A 16,045-nucleotide genomic window follows, 5' to 3' on the forward strand; every position below is an offset into this window, starting at 1 on the left:
AATGTTTGCGTTTAATATTGCTTTACTGCGAACGATGTTGTCCGAGTTCTTACAAAAAAACAGCAGTGCTGCAAGTTTCAGCTGGTTACTCACGGAGTCCAACGGCCCGCAGCATATAAACAGGAATTTTTCTTTAGCCGGCAGAAAGTTCAGCAAGTTAAAGCCGGATGGAGCTCCGGAACAATTCATTTACATAACCGGTAATTTTCCCCAAACCAACTGGGCTAACTGGACGGTATTGGATATGGCCCGCCTGTACCAGTTGCTGCAACTGGAAGCCACCGGGAAGCAGGCATACATCCGGCTGATAGAGGAATTGTTTCTTCAGGCAGACCTGGGCGAACTTACTGTTTTGTATAAATCCCTGCCCTTTTTTGCGTACCCCGAAGAATGGTCGGCGCGTTGTGCCGAAGGTATCCGGAGCAATATAGGAACCGTACTGGACGCCATCATGCAGGAAAACAATTATCCTTCGGCATACCTGCCGGAGGCAGCCTGGAACCAGATGGTGTTAAAGGCCGTTTTTACCGGCAAAAACCTGGCTTTAATATACGGACTTCAAAAAAGAAAAAATACCGCGTTGGCCACTTCATTATTAGATTATGCTGAAGAGCGGCTGGCTGCAGGAAGGGATATCGACAACGGGATATGGGAGCTGACCGCTCCCCTTTTTCCCGGGGAAACGGAAATATTACAATCAAAATTCTTACAACAAACAAGCGAATATGTGTTGCGGAAATAACGATATTGAAAAACGGGCGGAACTTCCGGACGCCGTGGATATGGAACTGATAAAAGACATGTGCTTTTTTGATCCGCATGTGCACATGACCTCCCGTACAACAGACGACTACCAGGCGATGGCAGACAACGGGATCGTGGCACTGATTGAGCCGTCTTTCTGGCTCGGACAACCCCGTACCCATGTGGGCACCTTTGCCGATTACTATAGTTCGCTGCTTGGTTGGGAGCGTTTTCGCTCCAGCCAGTTTGGTATCAAACATTATTGCACCATCGGCCTCAATTCCCGGGAAGCCAATAATGAAGCGCTGGCAGAAGCGGTAATGGCATTGCTTCCCACCTTTATTTACAAAGAAGGGGTTGTGGGCATCGGCGAAATCGGGTTTGACGATCAAACCGCACTGGAAGAAAAATACTACCGCCTGCAACTGGAACTGGCCCGGGAAGCCGCATTACCCGTACAGGTACATACACCGCACCGCGACAAAAAGAAAGGCACCCAACGGAGTATGGATATCGCGCTGGAGCATCAGCTGGATCCATCCATGGTGATCATTGACCACAATAACGAAGAAACCGTGGAAGAAGTACTTAACCGCGGCTTTTGGGCGGCCTTCACCATTTACCCGTTTACCAAAATGGGAAATGAACGGATGGTGGAAATTATAAGGCAATATGGTTCCGAACGCATCATGATCAACTCGGCCGCCGACTGGGGGATCAGTGATCCCCTCGCTGTTCCCAAAACGGCCATGCTCATGAAGAAAAGAGGTATCGATGCTGCCACCATAAAAGCGGTCACTTATGATAATGCCATTGCAGCATTTGGCCAAAGCGGACAAATCGATCCCAATGATTTTGCAAACGGCATGGCGATCAACCAATCGGAAAAATTCGAGAACAACTCCATCTTACGGGGTGGCCAGCAGCCCCGCATCGCTAAAGGCTCTATCATCATTCAATAATGCAGCATACGGTGAACCGGCTTTTTTACTATATAACACTGTGCAGACCGGCCAACGTGATCACTGCCATGGCAGATGTGCTGGCCGGCGTCAGCATTGCCTTATTTTATGGTGGCATGGCAGATTCCGGCAGTTTTTACCGGCATACGGCGCTATTGCTGATGACAACAGCGGCGCTCTATGCCGGCGGGATCGTATTTAACGATTTCTTTGATGCAGATACGGACCGCATTGAGCGACCGGAACGGATGATACCCAGCGGTATTATTTCAAAAAGAGCGGCAGGGGTATTTGGAACGGTTTTATTTATCCTGGCGCTGATCTGCAGCGCCCTGGTCAACAACCTGGCCGTTGTGATTGCCGGCGCTATTGCCTTATCCGCATTGCTGTATGATTATAAAAGCAAACAGCACTCCATTGCGGGTCCGTTAAACATGGGCATTTGCAGGGGACTCAATTTACTGTTGGGCATTTCGCTGATCCCCGGCCTGTTAAAGGCACATTGGTATTTAGGCATGGTACCGGTAATTTATATTTTTGCCGTAACCACCATCAGCCGAGATGAAGTCCATGGCGGGCAAAAGAAAAACCTGGCAATCGCCTTTATCCTGTATCTGCTGGTCTTCATCATCCTGTGCATGGTGGGTAACGATACAAAAGTATATACCGGTCTCTGGCTGCTGTTGCCCTTTTTCATCGGCATTATGCGGCCCTTATATAAGGCCTGGCAAAATCCCCAGGCTAAAAACATCATTGGTGCCGTAAAAGCAGGCGTATTAAGCATTATTTTTTTAGATGCAACCTGGGCGGCACTTCATCATCAGTTCGTCATCTGCGGTATCATCCTTTGCCTGTTACCGCTTTCGGTCCTGTTAGGAAAATATTTTGCGGTTACATAACTTTCAGATATGATTATTGAACAACGATTCACTATAAGCTATCATTACAATGTGCATTTTATTGCGGATGTTTTTAGTATCCACAATACAACATTCAGTGATATCCTGTCAAACCATTCCGGCAGCGGGTTTTCCCCTTCCCTGTTGTTTGTCATCGACAGTAATGTTGGCATCCGGCATCCGCAGCTGCAGCCGGCCATAAAAAACTACCTGGATAAACGGGTTCCGGGACAACTGAACGCCTATTTTTTAGTGATCCCGGGCGGCGAAAAAGCCAAAGAAAACGACAATGCGTACCAGGCCATCCTCCGTGCGATCAATCAATATCATATCGATCGCCACTCGTTTATCATCGCCATCGGAGGCGGTGCCGTTTGTGATGTAACCGGTTTTGCCGCAACCGTTGCCCACCGGGGTATTAAGCTGATCCGTATTCCCACTACCACCCTGGCCCAAAATGATGCCGCCATCGGTGTAAAAAATGGCATCAATGCATTTGATAAGAAAAACTTTTTAGGAACCTTCGCCACCCCTGTGGCCGTTATAAATGACGGTACTTTTCTAAAAACACTCTCCCAAAGAACCTGGATCTCCGGAATTTCCGAAGCGATAAAAGTAGCATTGATCAAGGATGCCCGGTTCTTTGAACGGATTGAACAGCTCGCTCCTGCCTTAGGCGAAAGAGATGAAGCGGCCATGCAGGAAACCATTATTGAATGCGCCAAACTGCACCTGCAACATATCGCAAATGGGGATCCGTTTGAAGCAGGTTCGTCAAGGCCACTGGATTTTGGCCACTGGAGTGCGCATAAGTTAGAGCGTATGTCCGATTACAAATTATTACACGGGGAGGCGGTTGCCATCGGTATGGCCCTGGATTGCACCTACGCCCATATGATGGGCTACCTGGGTACGGATGCGCGGGACCGGATACTTGAGCTGTTATTGCAGCTTAACCTGCCCATTGCACACCCGCTGCTGGAGCGCACGGAAGAATTACTGCGCGGGCTGCATGAATTCAGCGCCCACCTGGGTGGTATATTAACCATTCCCCTGTTAACCAGCATCGGCCATGCCCGCAATGTTACCTTTATCGATGAACAGGTAATGCAGCAAGCCGCCAAAAGGTTAATCGCCATTTCTCAATCTACATCCCTGGTATAAGTATCATGATCACCAACTACGGGCATCTTACCTATTGCAGTAATATTCATTCCGGGGAATCCTGGGCAGAACATTTTGATCAGCTCCGGAAATACATTCCGGAAATCAAAAAAAAGTGCAGCCCCCATTCCGCAATGGGCATCGGCTTAAGACTGTCGGCCATTGCAGCCCGGGTCCTTTCAAAGAAAAATGAAATCCTGCTGTTTCAAAACTGGCTAAAGGAACAAAACGCTTATGTTTTTACCATGAATGGATTCCCTTATGGCGGTTTCCATAAAACCATTGTAAAAGACCAGGTGCATACGCCAGACTGGACCACCGCAAAGCGTGTTGTATATACCCGGCAGCTGGCAGATATACTGGCGGCATTGCTGCCGGAGAAAATGGAAGGAAGTATTTCCACCTCTCCGTTAAGCTATCGTTACTGGCATAAAAATGAAGCCGCAACAAACCAGGCCATACATACATCCACACACAACCTGGTTTCCGTTGTCGAACATCTGGTAACGCTGCATAAACAATCCGGGAAAACCATTTTCATCGCTATTGAACCCGAACCCGACGGCATTTTAACAGACACGGCATCGTTTATCCATTGGTATAAAAATGTATTACTGAAAACGGGTGCAAAGCAGCTCCATCAAAAACTGGATATCCCGCTTTCAAAAGCCACAGCGCTTTTAAGAAAGCACGTCCGGCTCTGTTATGATATCTGTCATGCCGCCGTTAACTACGAAGTGCATGCGGATCAAATCATACAGCTGCAAAAATCAGGGATCAAGATCGGCAAAATACAGATCAGCGCCGCTTTAAAGGCGGGCTTCACCAAAAAAAAGGAACAGAACGATACCCTCCTGGAAGCCATCAATCAGTTCCTGGAACCCACTTACCTGCACCAGGTGATCAGCCGCAGTCATCAGCAGGAGCTTTCGGTATATCCCGACCTTCCGGAGGCGCTGAAAAGCGTTGATGCAGCACCAGCCAAAGAATGGCGTATCCATTACCATGTACCCATTTTTACCAAAAGAATCCCTCCCTTATCCACAACACAGGAAGACATTATAACGCTTTTAAATATTCACAAACAAACGCCCCTCACCCAACACCTGGAAATTGAAACATACACCTGGGAGGTTTTGCCCAAATCCTTAAAAAAAGACATCGCCGGTTCTATTACCAGGGAAATGAAATGGGTCATCAAACAACTGAACAAATAGTCATGCAAAAAACGGTTGTCATCAATATCGTTGGATTATCAAAATCGATCCTTCCTTTAATGCCATTTGTGAGCAAGTATGCCGCGCAGCATCAGCTGAACATTATTGAGCCCATGCTGCCGGCCGTTACAACAGCGGTACAATCTACCTACCTCACCGGCAAATGGCCTTCCGAAACCGGCATTGTAGGCAACGGCTGGTACGATCATACCGACAGTGAAATAAAATTCTGGAAACAATCCAATCACCTGGTACAGTCAAAAAAAATATGGGAAGCGGCAAAAGAAGCCGATCCTGCTTTTACCTGCAGCAATATGTTCTGGTGGTATAATATGTATTCATCCGTTGATTACAGTGCCACACCACGCCCCAATTACCTGGCAGACGGAAGGAAGATTCCAGACTGCTATACCCATCCCGCGTCATTGCGAGATACCCTGCAACAGGAACTGGGAACCTTTCCGCTTTTCCAGTTTTGGGGACCGGGTGCCAGTATTCAATCATCTCAATGGATTGCAAATGCAGCGGTAAACACCGATCAGCAACACGATCCTACATTAACACTTATTTATTTACCGCATTTAGATTACTGCCTGCAAAAGTCCGGGCCGGAAGCAGCTTCCATAAAAAACGACTGCCTCGAAATGGATACGGTTGTGCAGCAGCTGGTACAATATTACGAGGAGCAAAACACCCGCATCATTTTGCTCTCCGAATATGGCATTGCGCCCGTTTCCAACCCCGTTCACGTCAACCGGATCCTCCGGAACAAGGGATATCTGGCGGTGCGGGAAGAACGCGGCCTGGAACTGCTGGATGCAGGTGCCTCAAAAGTTTTTGCCGTAGCCGATCATCAGATCGCCCATATTTACGTTGCGAATAAACAGCTGATCCCTGAACTAAAAAGCATATTTGAAAACACCGACGGAATCGCCGGTGTATTGGATAAGGCAGGTCAGGTTAATGGTCATATTCATCATGAACGCTCCGGCGACCTGGTATTAATAGCCGCCAGCGATAGCTGGTTCACGTATTACTTCTGGGAAGACGATAAACGTGCGCCTGATTACGCACGTTGTGTGGATATACATAAAAAGCCCGGTTACGACCCGGTGGAATTATTTATGACGTCAAAATTAAGGGCCGCCTATAAATTGCTTAAAAAGAAGCTGGGCATGCGCTATGTAATGGATGTAATTCCGCTGGATGCGTCGCTGGTAAAAGGTTCACACGGAAGCCCGTTTGTTGAAGACCATTACAAACCGGTGCTCATTACAAAGAACGGTACTGCCACACGGCAGGTATGGGCTATCGATATCTATGATATTATCTGGCAGCATCTCTGCTCATAACATTACCCCTGCTTTGCCGCCCAGTAGGGGCAATAACCATCGGGAGCAATGGGTCCGCGCAATAACTGGCAGCCTCCATATTTTTTATTCTCTCCTTCCGGTTGCAGGTAAAGCGCGCAATTCTCACACCGGTTATCTTCCATTGGGGTCTTCTCTACATAGCCCAGGTTTTTTCTTTTGTCAAAATCTTCCTGCGTCATTTGAGAGCTATCGATAATAGCAGGGGCCTGTGCTTCCGGCGCGGCCGCCGGCTTATCGGTCTTTTCAGGTGCAGGTTTTTCTTTTGCCGGTTCATTGCCGCCACATCCCTGCAACAATACAGTTCCGAAGGCCGCGGTAGTTGCCGAAAAAAATATTCCCTTCAAAAATTTACGTCGGTCTTGCATAAAACGTTTAATTTAATTGATAACTACACAAATGAGAGTCACTTATAAAATATAATTTATTATTGTAACAAGCCCCTCCGGCTTCAATCTTCACCGGGGATGTTGCTACGGTTTCCAGTTTAAAGGAGGAGCGATTCACTTTTAAAATCCCCTTCCTGCAGATCAGGTAACAATCACCGGTGGAAGGATTCTTTACAAATACCCTTGGAGACTGCACGGTAACCACAGGCCCCATGGCATCCGGTATGGCTTCCTTATAAACAATGCTTCGTTTAACAGGATCGAATACAAAAAACAGTTTACTATCCGCAATGCCATAAACATATTTACCGGCTTTATACAGATCGCTGTAGGTTTGCGTACCCGGTAATACATTTTCCTGCCAAAGCGGTTTCAGTTTTTTTGCATCGAAAAGATACAATACAGCTTCCCTGGCCTTCTTTAAGCCGCCGGTACCCGGGGCCGTTGTGGTGCCTGCAAGTACCCGGGCATCATCCAGCGCCGTCATGCTCATTGTAGACTGATCCAGGATCAGCGATGTATCGGCCAGGGTTTGCAGCTTCCCATCTTTTTCATTATAAATCAACATCCCGCCGCCGGTATATCCATATTCCGGTGTACCGGTTAACAACACCTTGCCCAGCCGGTCCAATACCAGTACCCGGTGCGGCCGGTGCACATGCTGCTTATCGGCACCCAACACTACAGGATTGGTTGTTCCGGCATTATTGCCTACCGGTTGGTCTGCTCGGTAGCGCACCAATGCTCCATAGGGATATGCGGCAAAATAAATATTGTTTTTAAATACCACGGAAGCATTATACTGTCCATAGGCATTATAATTTTTAAACGCACGGGTACCCGGGTCAAACTCAAAAAACCGCATCGGAAAGGTTGTTCCGCCAATGAGCTTTCCCGTAGAAGCCAGGTCTACCGCCATCACAAGGCTCCCCTCACTAGTATAGGTAAAATTCACCTTCTTTTCGCCCGTATGATTTTTAATCACCAGTTCACGAAGACGAAAATCGATGTTTTGAATCATGGACCCATCCGGGAACTTTTTATGAAACAAGACCTGCGATCCGGTTATGGAGGACTTTTCATTCACCACTTTAAATGCTTCCGTAGTAAACGTTGCCACACCGTTAAAGAGTTTGATCTGTTTACCTGCTTCTTCCATCGATGCCGTCCCGTACACGTTTCCATCCCGGGACCGGTACAACGAGGGCCATCCTTTCAACCGCTGCGTTCCGGTCAGCAGTTTCCGGGTTTCTTTTGTCCGGGCGTTAAAGGCGATGAGTTGTGTTTCGGTGGAACCCACCCCCACGTATACCCATCCTTCCGCATCCGCAGCGATGGCCCGCGGATATTGCATCCAGGGCTCCGTATTGATAAATCCATGATTGATCAATTGCCGGGTACCGGGGTCGTAGGATACCAGGCCGCAATTCGGATAGGTAGCCGCCCATATCACCCCGTTATCATCCTCGGTAAAAGCCATCGCTGTAAGATCAAAAGCCTTTTGTGAAAAAGTAAACGCATTTTTCACCGGGTCAAATTCCGCAAAATTTCGGTTGAAGTAGCCATAAAACTTATTACGGGAAGACAAAATAGAGGCATAGGGCGCATCACCCGGAGCAAACGGAAGATCAAATTGGCGGCTGGCGCCCGAAGCGGCATCAACAGACAATAAACTATATCCTCCCCTGTGATCAAACAGCCAGGCCAACACCACATTCTTACCGTCTGCCCCGGTAGTAGCTACCACACCCCGGTCATTACTTTCCGGACAGGCCACACCATAATCATAAAAGCCATTTCCCAGGTCCTGCGCAGTGCCGGAATACGCCCCTGAAAGGCCGATAAAAAGCAAACAAAAAAAACGAAGCCGTCTGTACATTTTTAATGAATTAAAATCAATAAGATCCTCCCCATCAGGTTTACTCACAGGACTGTTCCCGTAACCGCTCCCGGATATCCGGAGCTCCCTGTTAACCATCGAAGACTCCTGCATTACAGTGCCGCTGCTGCGTTACCAATAACAGACTACCTATTGAAAGCCAATCATACGTTTGTCGTGCTAAACCATGCCGGGTCGCATACATTCAGGTGAACAACCTATTTCTTCTCCTGTTTTATTTTCACATATTTGGCTGCGGTATCAGCAATATCCTTTGCCGGGCTGGCTTTTAATTTTTCAATTTCCGCCAGCGTTGCCGGGCTTATTTTTACTTTCCCGGTGCTATATACCTTGCCCAATCCTTTTATAACAGCATACTTCCATCCCGGGTTACCCGCCAATGGCGCGGTATCCATTTGTTTCAGGAGCGCGCTCACTTCTGCTGCGTTATTGCGCGCTGCGATGATGCTTGCATAATCTTCCACCAGTGCGCCTTTATTGGCCGAAAAGTCATTAAAGAACGTTTTACGGTCGATCAACGATTTAAAGAATCCGGTAGTACTGCCTTCGGTACTGCTCAGTATGGCCGTTTTATACCATGGATTATTTCCCGCATATTTTTCAGCTACCTGCAACAGCACATCTTTAACCAGCTGCTTATTTTTTGAATTTCCGATACTCAGGGTTGCCTGCAACGAAACCCGTGTGGAAGGATCGTTCAATGCGATCTGGCCGATTTGCTGAGCCAGCTCCGGATAGCGTTCGGCCAATACCAGGCCATGCTCGCGCACACCCGGCGCCGCATCTGCCAGCACCGCCTTTACGGCTGCCGCATCCAATGCATTCAAGCCATCCAGGGTATATATTGCATGTAACCGCTCCAGAGGATTGCCGGTTGTTTTAACCAGTTGCTTTAAAGTATCTACTACGGTTTTATCCTGTTTTGCAATCAGTAAGCGTTGGGCCTGCAAACGGTACCATTGGTTACCATTGCCCAGGTACGGTAACAACTGGGCCGCAGTCATCGTTGATAATTTAGCATAGTCCGTAACGGCTTTTTTCCCTTTAGGAACAATCCGGTAAATGCGTCCCATGTCGCTGCCGCGCATGAAATCCATATCCTTTTTAAGGCTATCAGGGATGGACATCGGCGTTTCGATATGCTGCCGGTAATAATCGATCACATATAAATACCCGTCGGGTCCTACGGTAAAGCCAACCGGCCGGAACCAGGAATCGGTGGTAGCCAGGAACTCTTTGTCTTTCTCGCTTTCGGCCCGCTTAGCCGTATATACAGGGCTCTGCAGATCCAGGTTCATTACATCCCGGTGCACCAGGCTTCCGGCCACATCGCCGGTAAACACATTTCCATAGAATTCTTTAGGGAATGCATCGGCATCATATACGGTTCCGCCGGAAGATCCGGTAAAATGATCCCTGGCATATTCGATCTGTTTCGATCCCTGCTTTTTAAAGTTGGCATTCCGCGCATCCGTACGTGCCTGGCGCCAGTAAGGCGTTTCGGTTCGCTGGTACATGATGGGATCGTGATCGGAAATATTAACAATGGCCCTTGGATTTTTTAAATACTCGATCCGGTGCGTATATCTCCAGGGGATCACCGACTCCTGTATGTGAATGGAATTTTCGGTAAAGAAACGATGTCCCCAATCATTAATGGTTTGTCCAAACTGACCGGGACCTGTTTCCTGCTCAAACTTTTTCTGATCCAGTCTGAACCTGAAATCAGCGCCCTGCATATTGATGGGCGACACATTCGGTTCGTCCGGGGCACTTATTTCCCCCGCCTGTCCCCGGTTATTGGCATAGATCCAGTTGTCTACCGAGTAACGCAGGCTGGTGATCTGCGCCTCCGAATTGGCCTTATAAAAGCCGGTATACAATACTTCTTTTATATCTGCTTTATAATCGTTATTGGTGTCTTTCAGAAACAAAATATCGGGTGCCGCCGTTACAATCAATCCGCCGTTCCAGGGCAATATGCTGGTAGCTTCCGAAAGTTTATCCGCAAATACAATGGACGAGTCGACCCGGCCGTCTTTATTCAGATCCAGCAAGGCCCGGATATTTCCTTTTTCTTCTCCGGGTTTGGGAGGAAAAGGATAGTCTGGCATACCCACTGCATAAGCCACGCCGTTTTCGTCAAAAGCCAGGTCCACCGGATCCATAATATACGGTTCCGCAGCAAACACCTGTATCTCAAAATTAGGATCCAGCTCAAACTTTTTCAATGCCTCTTCAGCAGTCAGCGGTTCAGCATACAGCGGCTTTTGAGCCTGCTTTCCATCCTTATTAACGCAGGAAAAAAATGCAAGCAAACAAAGTGCGCTTACTACTGACAATAAACTAAACTTCCTTTTCATAAATCATTAGATTGATTATAATTTTTAAACAAGACGGGCTACCCCAACAGCTTCCTTTTCCTTACTTCTTTTAATCATATATACGGCTTTCCGGCCCCTATGCCCCGTATAGCTCTAAATTGCGCGGCATTTGGCAGAAGAACAGGATTTCATCGGTGATATTGGCAATCATTCTTTCTTGCAGTATTTTAGCCCTTTACTAAATGATACGCAATATAGCTGCAAACGGTAGAAAAAACAATTATTTTGCGGATTTTTTGCGGATTTTTATTTTATTTTACGCAAACAAACCGATTAATTAAAGTATAATTGTGATGAATATATCAAAACAAATAATAGTAATCACCTAAAAATCATTAATTTAAATAAATCACATTCACAAACCGCATCAAAAAACAGCATTTTGCGGTTTTTGAATCTAAAAAAGGATCCGCGACGCGCTTACCGGATCCCCGCAACAAAGAACGGCTACGAGACTGGAATTGCATCGTAACTTATTGAACAGCAATCATTTTGATCATCACGGGTTACCGGAACCAGGGATCCGGATGGACATGGAACCGGTCCTGGTTTGATACTGTTAGGCATTGATTTGCGCCGCAAACAGAAAAAGCAGCACAACGTTCAACGATTATCATCCCGATTATTGATCGCCTGGCATAAAACTTATTCCTTTCATTCTTAAAAATACGCAGCACAATGATTCTCATCGCAGACGGCGGTGCCACAAGAACTTCCTGGAGCTTCATCAATGGCCCATCGGTTTATCATTTTGAAACAGAAGGATACCACCCCTTCTTTGTTGATGCCGGGTATATTACCCAGTCCTTACAAAAAGCATTGCCGGATAGCCTGGCCCAACACAAAAGCGATATAAAGGAGGTACATTTTTACAGTGCCGGCTCGGGCTACTCAAAGGAAGCCGATGCGGTTTTGGAAGAGGGGATCAATGCGGTGTTCCAGCATGCCGGCATCCTGCTTGAAACCGATTTACTGGCATCGGCCCGTGCCCTGCTGCAAAAGGAAGCCGGCTTTGCCGCCATATTGGGAACGGGCAGCAACAGCGGGTTGTATAACGGCACCCATATTACCCACAATATCGAATCCGGTGGATTTTTATTGGGGGATGAAGGAAGCGGATCCTATCTCGGGAAAATGGTCATCGCCGGGTATATCCGGGGCGATATGCCGGCGGAACTTAAAAACAGTTTTGAAAACCGGTACCGGCTTACACCCGAACAACTGATCAACGAAGTGTATACGTCAAAAACGCCCAACCGGTATTGTGCCGGGTTTGCGGCGTTTGCGGGCGATCATATCCAGGATCCCTATTGCCGGGAACTGGCCACTACCAATTTCGACGATTTCTTTAAAAAGATCATTACCCGGTACCCGGATTACCAGCATTATTCCATTAACGCGGTAGGATCGGTGGGCTTTCATCTGAAAGATATTTTTACACAGGTAGCCGCAGCGCATGGAGTACGGGTGGGCAATCTATTTCCTTCCGCCATTGAGGGACTTACCCGGTACCACCAGGAATCCTGATACCGGATGCGAGTGGCATCTGCACCGAAAAATCCCGGCAACTGTAACTTCCCGTATGGAGCACACCGCTCCAAAATTCAACCGGGATCTTTTAATAAAGAATGTGCCGGGAACCGGGTATAGTTTCCGGCGCATGGTCATTTGTCCGGTTCAAAATCCAGGGAAACCGCATTCATGCAATACCGTTTATGCGTTGGAGGCGGTCCATCATCGAAAATATGCCCCAGGTGTGAACGGCAGCGTGCACACTGCACTTCAATACGCTGCATACCATAGGACCGGTCTTCCCGGTAGTACACGCTGTTGGGCCGTACCGCTTCAAAAAAACTGGGCCAGCCACAGGTACTGGAAAACTTGGCGTCTGAGCGGAAGAGCTTGTTCCCGCATACGGCGCAATAATATGTTCCTTTTGTTGTACTGTTCCAGTATTTACCGGTAAACGCCGGTTCGGTAGCCTGCTCTCTTGCCACTGCATACAGCGTTCCCGGCAGGATCTTTTTCCACTCCTTGTTGCTTACATGAAGCGGACTGGTATCGGTTCTGGAATAATACGGATTTTTCAGCTGCCGGCCGGCACCGGATTGCGCCTGGCAGCTATAGCAAATCACCACCATAAAAAGCAGTTGCATCCAGATCATTTTCATATACCCTCCTTTTTTATAAATGATACATTATTGTTTCAGCTGAGCCTTGAACACTTCGCGGAATTTATCCCGCTTGGGCTTTATTACCATGCGGCAGTAAGGCACTTCCGGGTTGTTTGCATAGTAGTCCTGGTGCGCCGCTTCTGCCATATAAAAAACAGAAAAGGGTTCTACCGCCGTTACAATAGCGCCCGGATATACGTGTTCTTCATTGAGCCGTTTAATATAATAGGCCGCCAGCGTCCGCTGTATTTCGTTATGATAAAAGACAGCCGAACGGTATTGCGTACCGGCATCATTCCCTTGCCGGTTTAATGTGGTAGGATCGTGTGCCACAAAAAAAGCGGCTAAAAGCGCATCATACGAAATGCGGCGGGGATCATAAATAATATTGCAGGCCTCGGCATGACCGGTAGTACCGCCAGACACGCTGCGATAGCCGGGGTTTACCGTATGCCCGCCGGTATATCCCGACACTACTTCCAGCACACCATCGAGCTGCCGGAACTGCTCCTCCACGCACCAGAAACATCCCGCTGCAAAAGTAGCTGTATCGCGGGGCACGGTTTCCGTTTTGTTGCCAGGAGTGATCCCCTTCCTGCCGGTCATTTCCTGGAATGTTTTTGAATGCTGTACCGGCACCCCTTGCTGCCCGCAGGATGATTGCGTAAGCAACAGCAACAACATACAACTGAAGACTGCTTTGTTCAATATAGAGCTGATTTGCATTTTCATTTCGTTTAAAGTTCTGTATAAAGTGCATCGGCTGCAGCCAGCAACAAGGCGCCACTAATGCGCTGTTTAAAATCAGGATTGATGTATTCAAAACGGATGGTCCCCTTGCGGTCCAGCATAAATACCGCCGGAACCGGCAAAAGAAACGCGCTGTTTTTACCACCGGTACTTTTTGAAAGGATTCCGGTATATTGTTTCGGAGCCTTGTAGGCAATACCAAATTTCAGGGCGGTTGCCACATCGGCATCCGACAGTAAGGTATAATCAAGCCTTCCTTTTTCAGCAGTGCTTTTCAGCAGGCCGGGACTATCGGTACTGATGGCAACCACCTGGAATCCTTTTTTAACCAGGATTTTGTTAATCCCCTGCAAGTCTGAAAGCTGCCGGTTACAAAAGGGGCACCAGCCACCACGGTAAAAGATCAGTACCGTTGGTTTTTCAGCAACGGCCTTGTTCAGATCCAGCAGGTTTCCCTCTTTATCCGGGAGTATTGTTGGAGGAATGGGCTCACCTATCAGCAGGGGACTGATATCCTCCGGTAGTTCCGGAGGGCGCGCGGCCATCGTCTTTGCTGACAGGGATTCCTGTGCGGCCCCGTCCAATGGCGATCCGGCCAGTAACCCTATCCATAAAAGCATTACCGGAAGGTGCCACCGCAGGGCAGGGCCAGGGGCCGGATGCTTCACTACTCTCCCGTTACACGATGATCGTTTATTTGGCATAGCGCATTTTATTGTAAGGTTACTTTAATCATTTTTGTAATTGCCGGCAACGTATTGTATGCATTGGGATTGGGCACGGCCTCAATTGCCTTGCTTTCCTGCAGGGGCGTTCCTGCCAGGTTAGCCTGCGTTACACCGGCGCCGGGATATTGACTCATCGCCGTACCATTATCAAAAAGCCCGATGGATGCGGATACATCACCCGTTTGAGACCCGTCAATATCATTACCCATGGTGGCAAAAAACCAGTCATTGGAGAAGCCATACATCGTTGCAACTGCGATGCGGTCGCCTGTCTGCAACGAAAGCTGCTGTGATACCTTGCCGCCGGCGGCTCCGTTGATCATTGGAAGCAGCACCGTATTCGCCGCATCTTTCAGTACATATACGCTTTTGACACCGGGTTTGGTTTTCAACGCAGCGGCCAGTATATCGGCATTTCCTTTTTGGGCAAGGTCTTTCAATCCCTCTCCCCGGTCATTTTCCCCGGTTTTATAAAAGGGATTTGCCATACCTGCGTATACCACTACCAGCACCGGAGACAGGGGCGTGAAAATACCGGTTTGACTGGTAAGATACTGGTTCAGCACCGTAACATCTCCCATCTCTGCAATATTGGTAAGCCCGTTCATGGAAAGTTTACCTGCGGCGTAGATGGGCTCCTGTAATAAAAGGTTCCCTCCTGCCACATAAGAAACGGCCCATACGCCCGGACTAAACGGTGTTTCATTGGCCGTACCGCCCGATACATTTTTAAGCGTAAGGGTAAACTGCGAGTTTCCATTATAACTTAATGTAGCCTGCATCAGCTGGGATGCCGGCAGGTAAGCATTGCCGGCATCATCCATACCGCTGACCACCTTGATATTCTTCGGACCCGCTTCCGCCACTCCCGGGTGCATAACGGCAGCACCGGGTGCCTGGTTTACCCGGGTTCCGTTATCCCATAGTTTTATCTGCGCAGATACATCGCCGGTAACCGGACTGCCATCGTTATTATAAAGTTGAATGCCGGGGTTTTCCGGGGCAAAGAACAGGTCGTTGCTCCATCCATACATGGTTGCAAAAGTCAGGCGCTGGTTTTTGGCCGCATAAAAAGAAAAGGAAACCGATTGCCCGGGCAGCACCACCGGTTGCGCCCCGGTTCCTTTAAACATTCCGGACTCAACCAGGGGCCTACTGTCCAGCACGTTTTCGATGGTAATGGTACTCGTTTGCATTTCCGGCATCTCATTTCCCTTATTGCAGGATGCCATCAATACCACTGTACATGCAGCGGCAACGGATCGGATGATGTTCTTTTTCATGTTTGATTTATTTTAGAATACAAAAGAACCTAAACAAGATCCCAAACACATAACGGAGTTATAACAAAAGTATCACAGCCG

14 protein-coding genes are annotated in these 16,045 nt (G+C 48.1%); 7 read left to right on the forward strand and 7 right to left on the reverse strand.

The window, feature by feature from the left end:
• Position 1: 1 nt before the first annotated feature.
• Genes LQ567_RS06890 through LQ567_RS06915 form a run of 6 tightly spaced genes read left to right on the forward strand, consistent with a single transcriptional unit; the run spans position 2 to position 6,338 of the window.
• Complete coding sequence (locus tag LQ567_RS06890; RefSeq protein WP_231003519.1) at positions 2 to 742, forward strand: EboA domain-containing protein; 741 nt, start codon at positions 2 to 4, stop codon at positions 740 to 742.
• Positions 726 to 1,706 (forward strand): TatD family hydrolase, encoded by a 981-nt coding sequence (locus LQ567_RS06895; RefSeq protein ID WP_231003521.1) that lies wholly within the window; start codon positions 726 to 728, stop codon positions 1,704 to 1,706. The genes LQ567_RS06890 and LQ567_RS06895 overlap by 17 nt, the downstream gene beginning before the upstream one ends.
• Positions 1,706 to 2,605, forward strand: coding sequence for a UbiA-like protein EboC (eboC, locus tag LQ567_RS06900; protein WP_231003523.1), 900 nt, complete (start codon positions 1,706 to 1,708; stop codon positions 2,603 to 2,605). The genes LQ567_RS06895 and eboC overlap by 1 nt, the downstream gene beginning before the upstream one ends.
• Before the next feature lie 9 nt (positions 2,606 to 2,614).
• Complete coding sequence (locus tag LQ567_RS06905; protein WP_231003525.1) at positions 2,615 to 3,769, forward strand: 3-dehydroquinate synthase; 1,155 nt, start codon at positions 2,615 to 2,617, stop codon at positions 3,767 to 3,769.
• Between the two features lie 5 nt (positions 3,770 to 3,774).
• Entirely contained in the window at positions 3,775 to 4,986 is a 1,212-nt protein-coding gene (eboE, locus tag LQ567_RS06910) for a metabolite traffic protein EboE (protein WP_231003526.1), read from the forward strand.
• 2 nt (positions 4,987 to 4,988) lie between these two features.
• Positions 4,989 to 6,338 (forward strand): alkaline phosphatase family protein, encoded by a 1,350-nt coding sequence (locus LQ567_RS06915; RefSeq protein ID WP_231003528.1) that lies wholly within the window; start codon positions 4,989 to 4,991, stop codon positions 6,336 to 6,338.
• A 2-nt stretch (positions 6,339 to 6,340) separates the two neighbouring features.
• On the opposite strand, the gene LQ567_RS06920 is transcribed toward LQ567_RS06915, so the two are convergent.
• From LQ567_RS06920 to LQ567_RS06930, 3 genes are all read right to left on the reverse strand, one after another.
• Positions 6,341 to 6,724 (reverse strand): high-potential iron-sulfur protein, encoded by a 384-nt coding sequence (locus LQ567_RS06920; protein ID WP_231003530.1) that lies wholly within the window; start codon positions 6,722 to 6,724, stop codon positions 6,341 to 6,343.
• A 7-nt stretch (positions 6,725 to 6,731) separates the two neighbouring features.
• Positions 6,732 to 8,624, reverse strand: a complete 1,893-nt coding sequence (locus tag LQ567_RS06925; RefSeq protein WP_231003532.1) for a hypothetical protein — start codon at positions 8,622 to 8,624, stop codon at positions 6,732 to 6,734.
• A gap of 218 nt (positions 8,625 to 8,842) precedes the next feature.
• Positions 8,843 to 11,008: a PVC-type heme-binding CxxCH protein gene (locus LQ567_RS06930; RefSeq protein WP_231003534.1), complete on the reverse strand. Its 2,166-nt coding sequence runs from the start codon at positions 11,006 to 11,008 to the stop codon at positions 8,843 to 8,845.
• Between the two features lie 699 nt (positions 11,009 to 11,707).
• On the opposite strand from LQ567_RS06930, the gene LQ567_RS06935 reads away from it, so the two are divergent.
• Complete coding sequence (locus LQ567_RS06935; protein WP_231003537.1) at positions 11,708 to 12,556, forward strand: N-acetylglucosamine kinase; 849 nt, start codon at positions 11,708 to 11,710, stop codon at positions 12,554 to 12,556.
• Positions 12,557 to 12,693: 137 nt separating this feature from the next.
• Here LQ567_RS06935 and msrB read toward each other — a convergent pair whose 3' ends face one another.
• The 4 genes from msrB to LQ567_RS06955 all read right to left on the reverse strand — a co-directional run bounded on the left by msrB (position 12,694) and on the right by LQ567_RS06955 (position 15,964).
• Positions 12,694 to 13,200 carry a peptide-methionine (R)-S-oxide reductase MsrB gene (msrB, locus tag LQ567_RS06940; protein ID WP_231003539.1) on the reverse strand — a complete coding sequence of 169 codons (507 nt, stop codon included), beginning with the start codon at positions 13,198 to 13,200 and terminating at the stop codon, positions 12,694 to 12,696.
• 27 nt (positions 13,201 to 13,227) lie between these two features.
• Entirely contained in the window at positions 13,228 to 13,935 is a 708-nt protein-coding gene (gene msrA, locus LQ567_RS06945; RefSeq protein ID WP_231003541.1) for a peptide-methionine (S)-S-oxide reductase MsrA, read from the reverse strand.
• Positions 13,936 to 13,940: 5 nt separating this feature from the next.
• Complete coding sequence (locus LQ567_RS06950) at positions 13,941 to 14,573, reverse strand: peroxiredoxin-like family protein (RefSeq protein ID WP_231003543.1); 633 nt, start codon at positions 14,571 to 14,573, stop codon at positions 13,941 to 13,943.
• 92 nt (positions 14,574 to 14,665) lie between these two features.
• Positions 14,666 to 15,964 carry a spondin domain-containing protein gene (locus LQ567_RS06955; RefSeq protein WP_231003545.1) on the reverse strand — a complete coding sequence of 433 codons (1,299 nt, stop codon included), beginning with the start codon at positions 15,962 to 15,964 and terminating at the stop codon, positions 14,666 to 14,668.
• Between the last annotated feature and the right edge of the window lie 81 nt (positions 15,965 to 16,045).

Source organism: Niabella pedocola (assembly GCF_021044425.1).
Classification (GTDB): domain Bacteria; phylum Bacteroidota; class Bacteroidia; order Chitinophagales; family Chitinophagaceae; genus Niabella; species Niabella pedocola.

What these genes read in the sequence shown, in the direction of transcription:
- LQ567_RS06890 (WP_231003519.1), top strand. Translation starts at nt 2, where the DNA reads ATGTTTGCGTTTAATATTGCTTTACTGCGAACGATGTTGTCCGAGTTC.
- LQ567_RS06895 (WP_231003521.1), top strand. Translation starts at nt 726, where the DNA reads ATGTGTTGCGGAAATAACGATATTGAAAAACGGGCGGAACTTCCGGAC.
- eboC (WP_231003523.1), top strand. Translation starts at nt 1,706, where the DNA reads ATGCAGCATACGGTGAACCGGCTTTTTTACTATATAACACTGTGCAGA.
- LQ567_RS06905 (WP_231003525.1), top strand. Translation starts at nt 2,615, where the DNA reads ATGATTATTGAACAACGATTCACTATAAGCTATCATTACAATGTGCAT.
- eboE (WP_231003526.1), top strand. Translation starts at nt 3,775, where the DNA reads ATGATCACCAACTACGGGCATCTTACCTATTGCAGTAATATTCATTCC.
- LQ567_RS06915 (WP_231003528.1), top strand. Translation starts at nt 4,989, where the DNA reads ATGCAAAAAACGGTTGTCATCAATATCGTTGGATTATCAAAATCGATC.
- LQ567_RS06920 (WP_231003530.1), bottom strand. Translation starts at nt 6,724, where the DNA reads ATGCAAGACCGACGTAAATTTTTGAAGGGAATATTTTTTTCGGCAACT.
- LQ567_RS06925 (WP_231003532.1), bottom strand. Translation starts at nt 8,624, where the DNA reads ATGTACAGACGGCTTCGTTTTTTTTGTTTGCTTTTTATCGGCCTTTCA.
- LQ567_RS06930 (WP_231003534.1), bottom strand. Translation starts at nt 11,008, where the DNA reads ATGAAAAGGAAGTTTAGTTTATTGTCAGTAGTAAGCGCACTTTGTTTG.
- LQ567_RS06935 (WP_231003537.1), top strand. Translation starts at nt 11,708, where the DNA reads ATGATTCTCATCGCAGACGGCGGTGCCACAAGAACTTCCTGGAGCTTC.
- msrB (WP_231003539.1), bottom strand. Translation starts at nt 13,200, where the DNA reads ATGAAAATGATCTGGATGCAACTGCTTTTTATGGTGGTGATTTGCTAT.
- msrA (WP_231003541.1), bottom strand. Translation starts at nt 13,935, where the DNA reads ATGAAAATGCAAATCAGCTCTATATTGAACAAAGCAGTCTTCAGTTGT.
- LQ567_RS06950 (WP_231003543.1), bottom strand. Translation starts at nt 14,573, where the DNA reads ATGCTTTTATGGATAGGGTTACTGGCCGGATCGCCATTGGACGGGGCC.
- LQ567_RS06955 (WP_231003545.1), bottom strand. Translation starts at nt 15,964, where the DNA reads ATGAAAAAGAACATCATCCGATCCGTTGCCGCTGCATGTACAGTGGTA.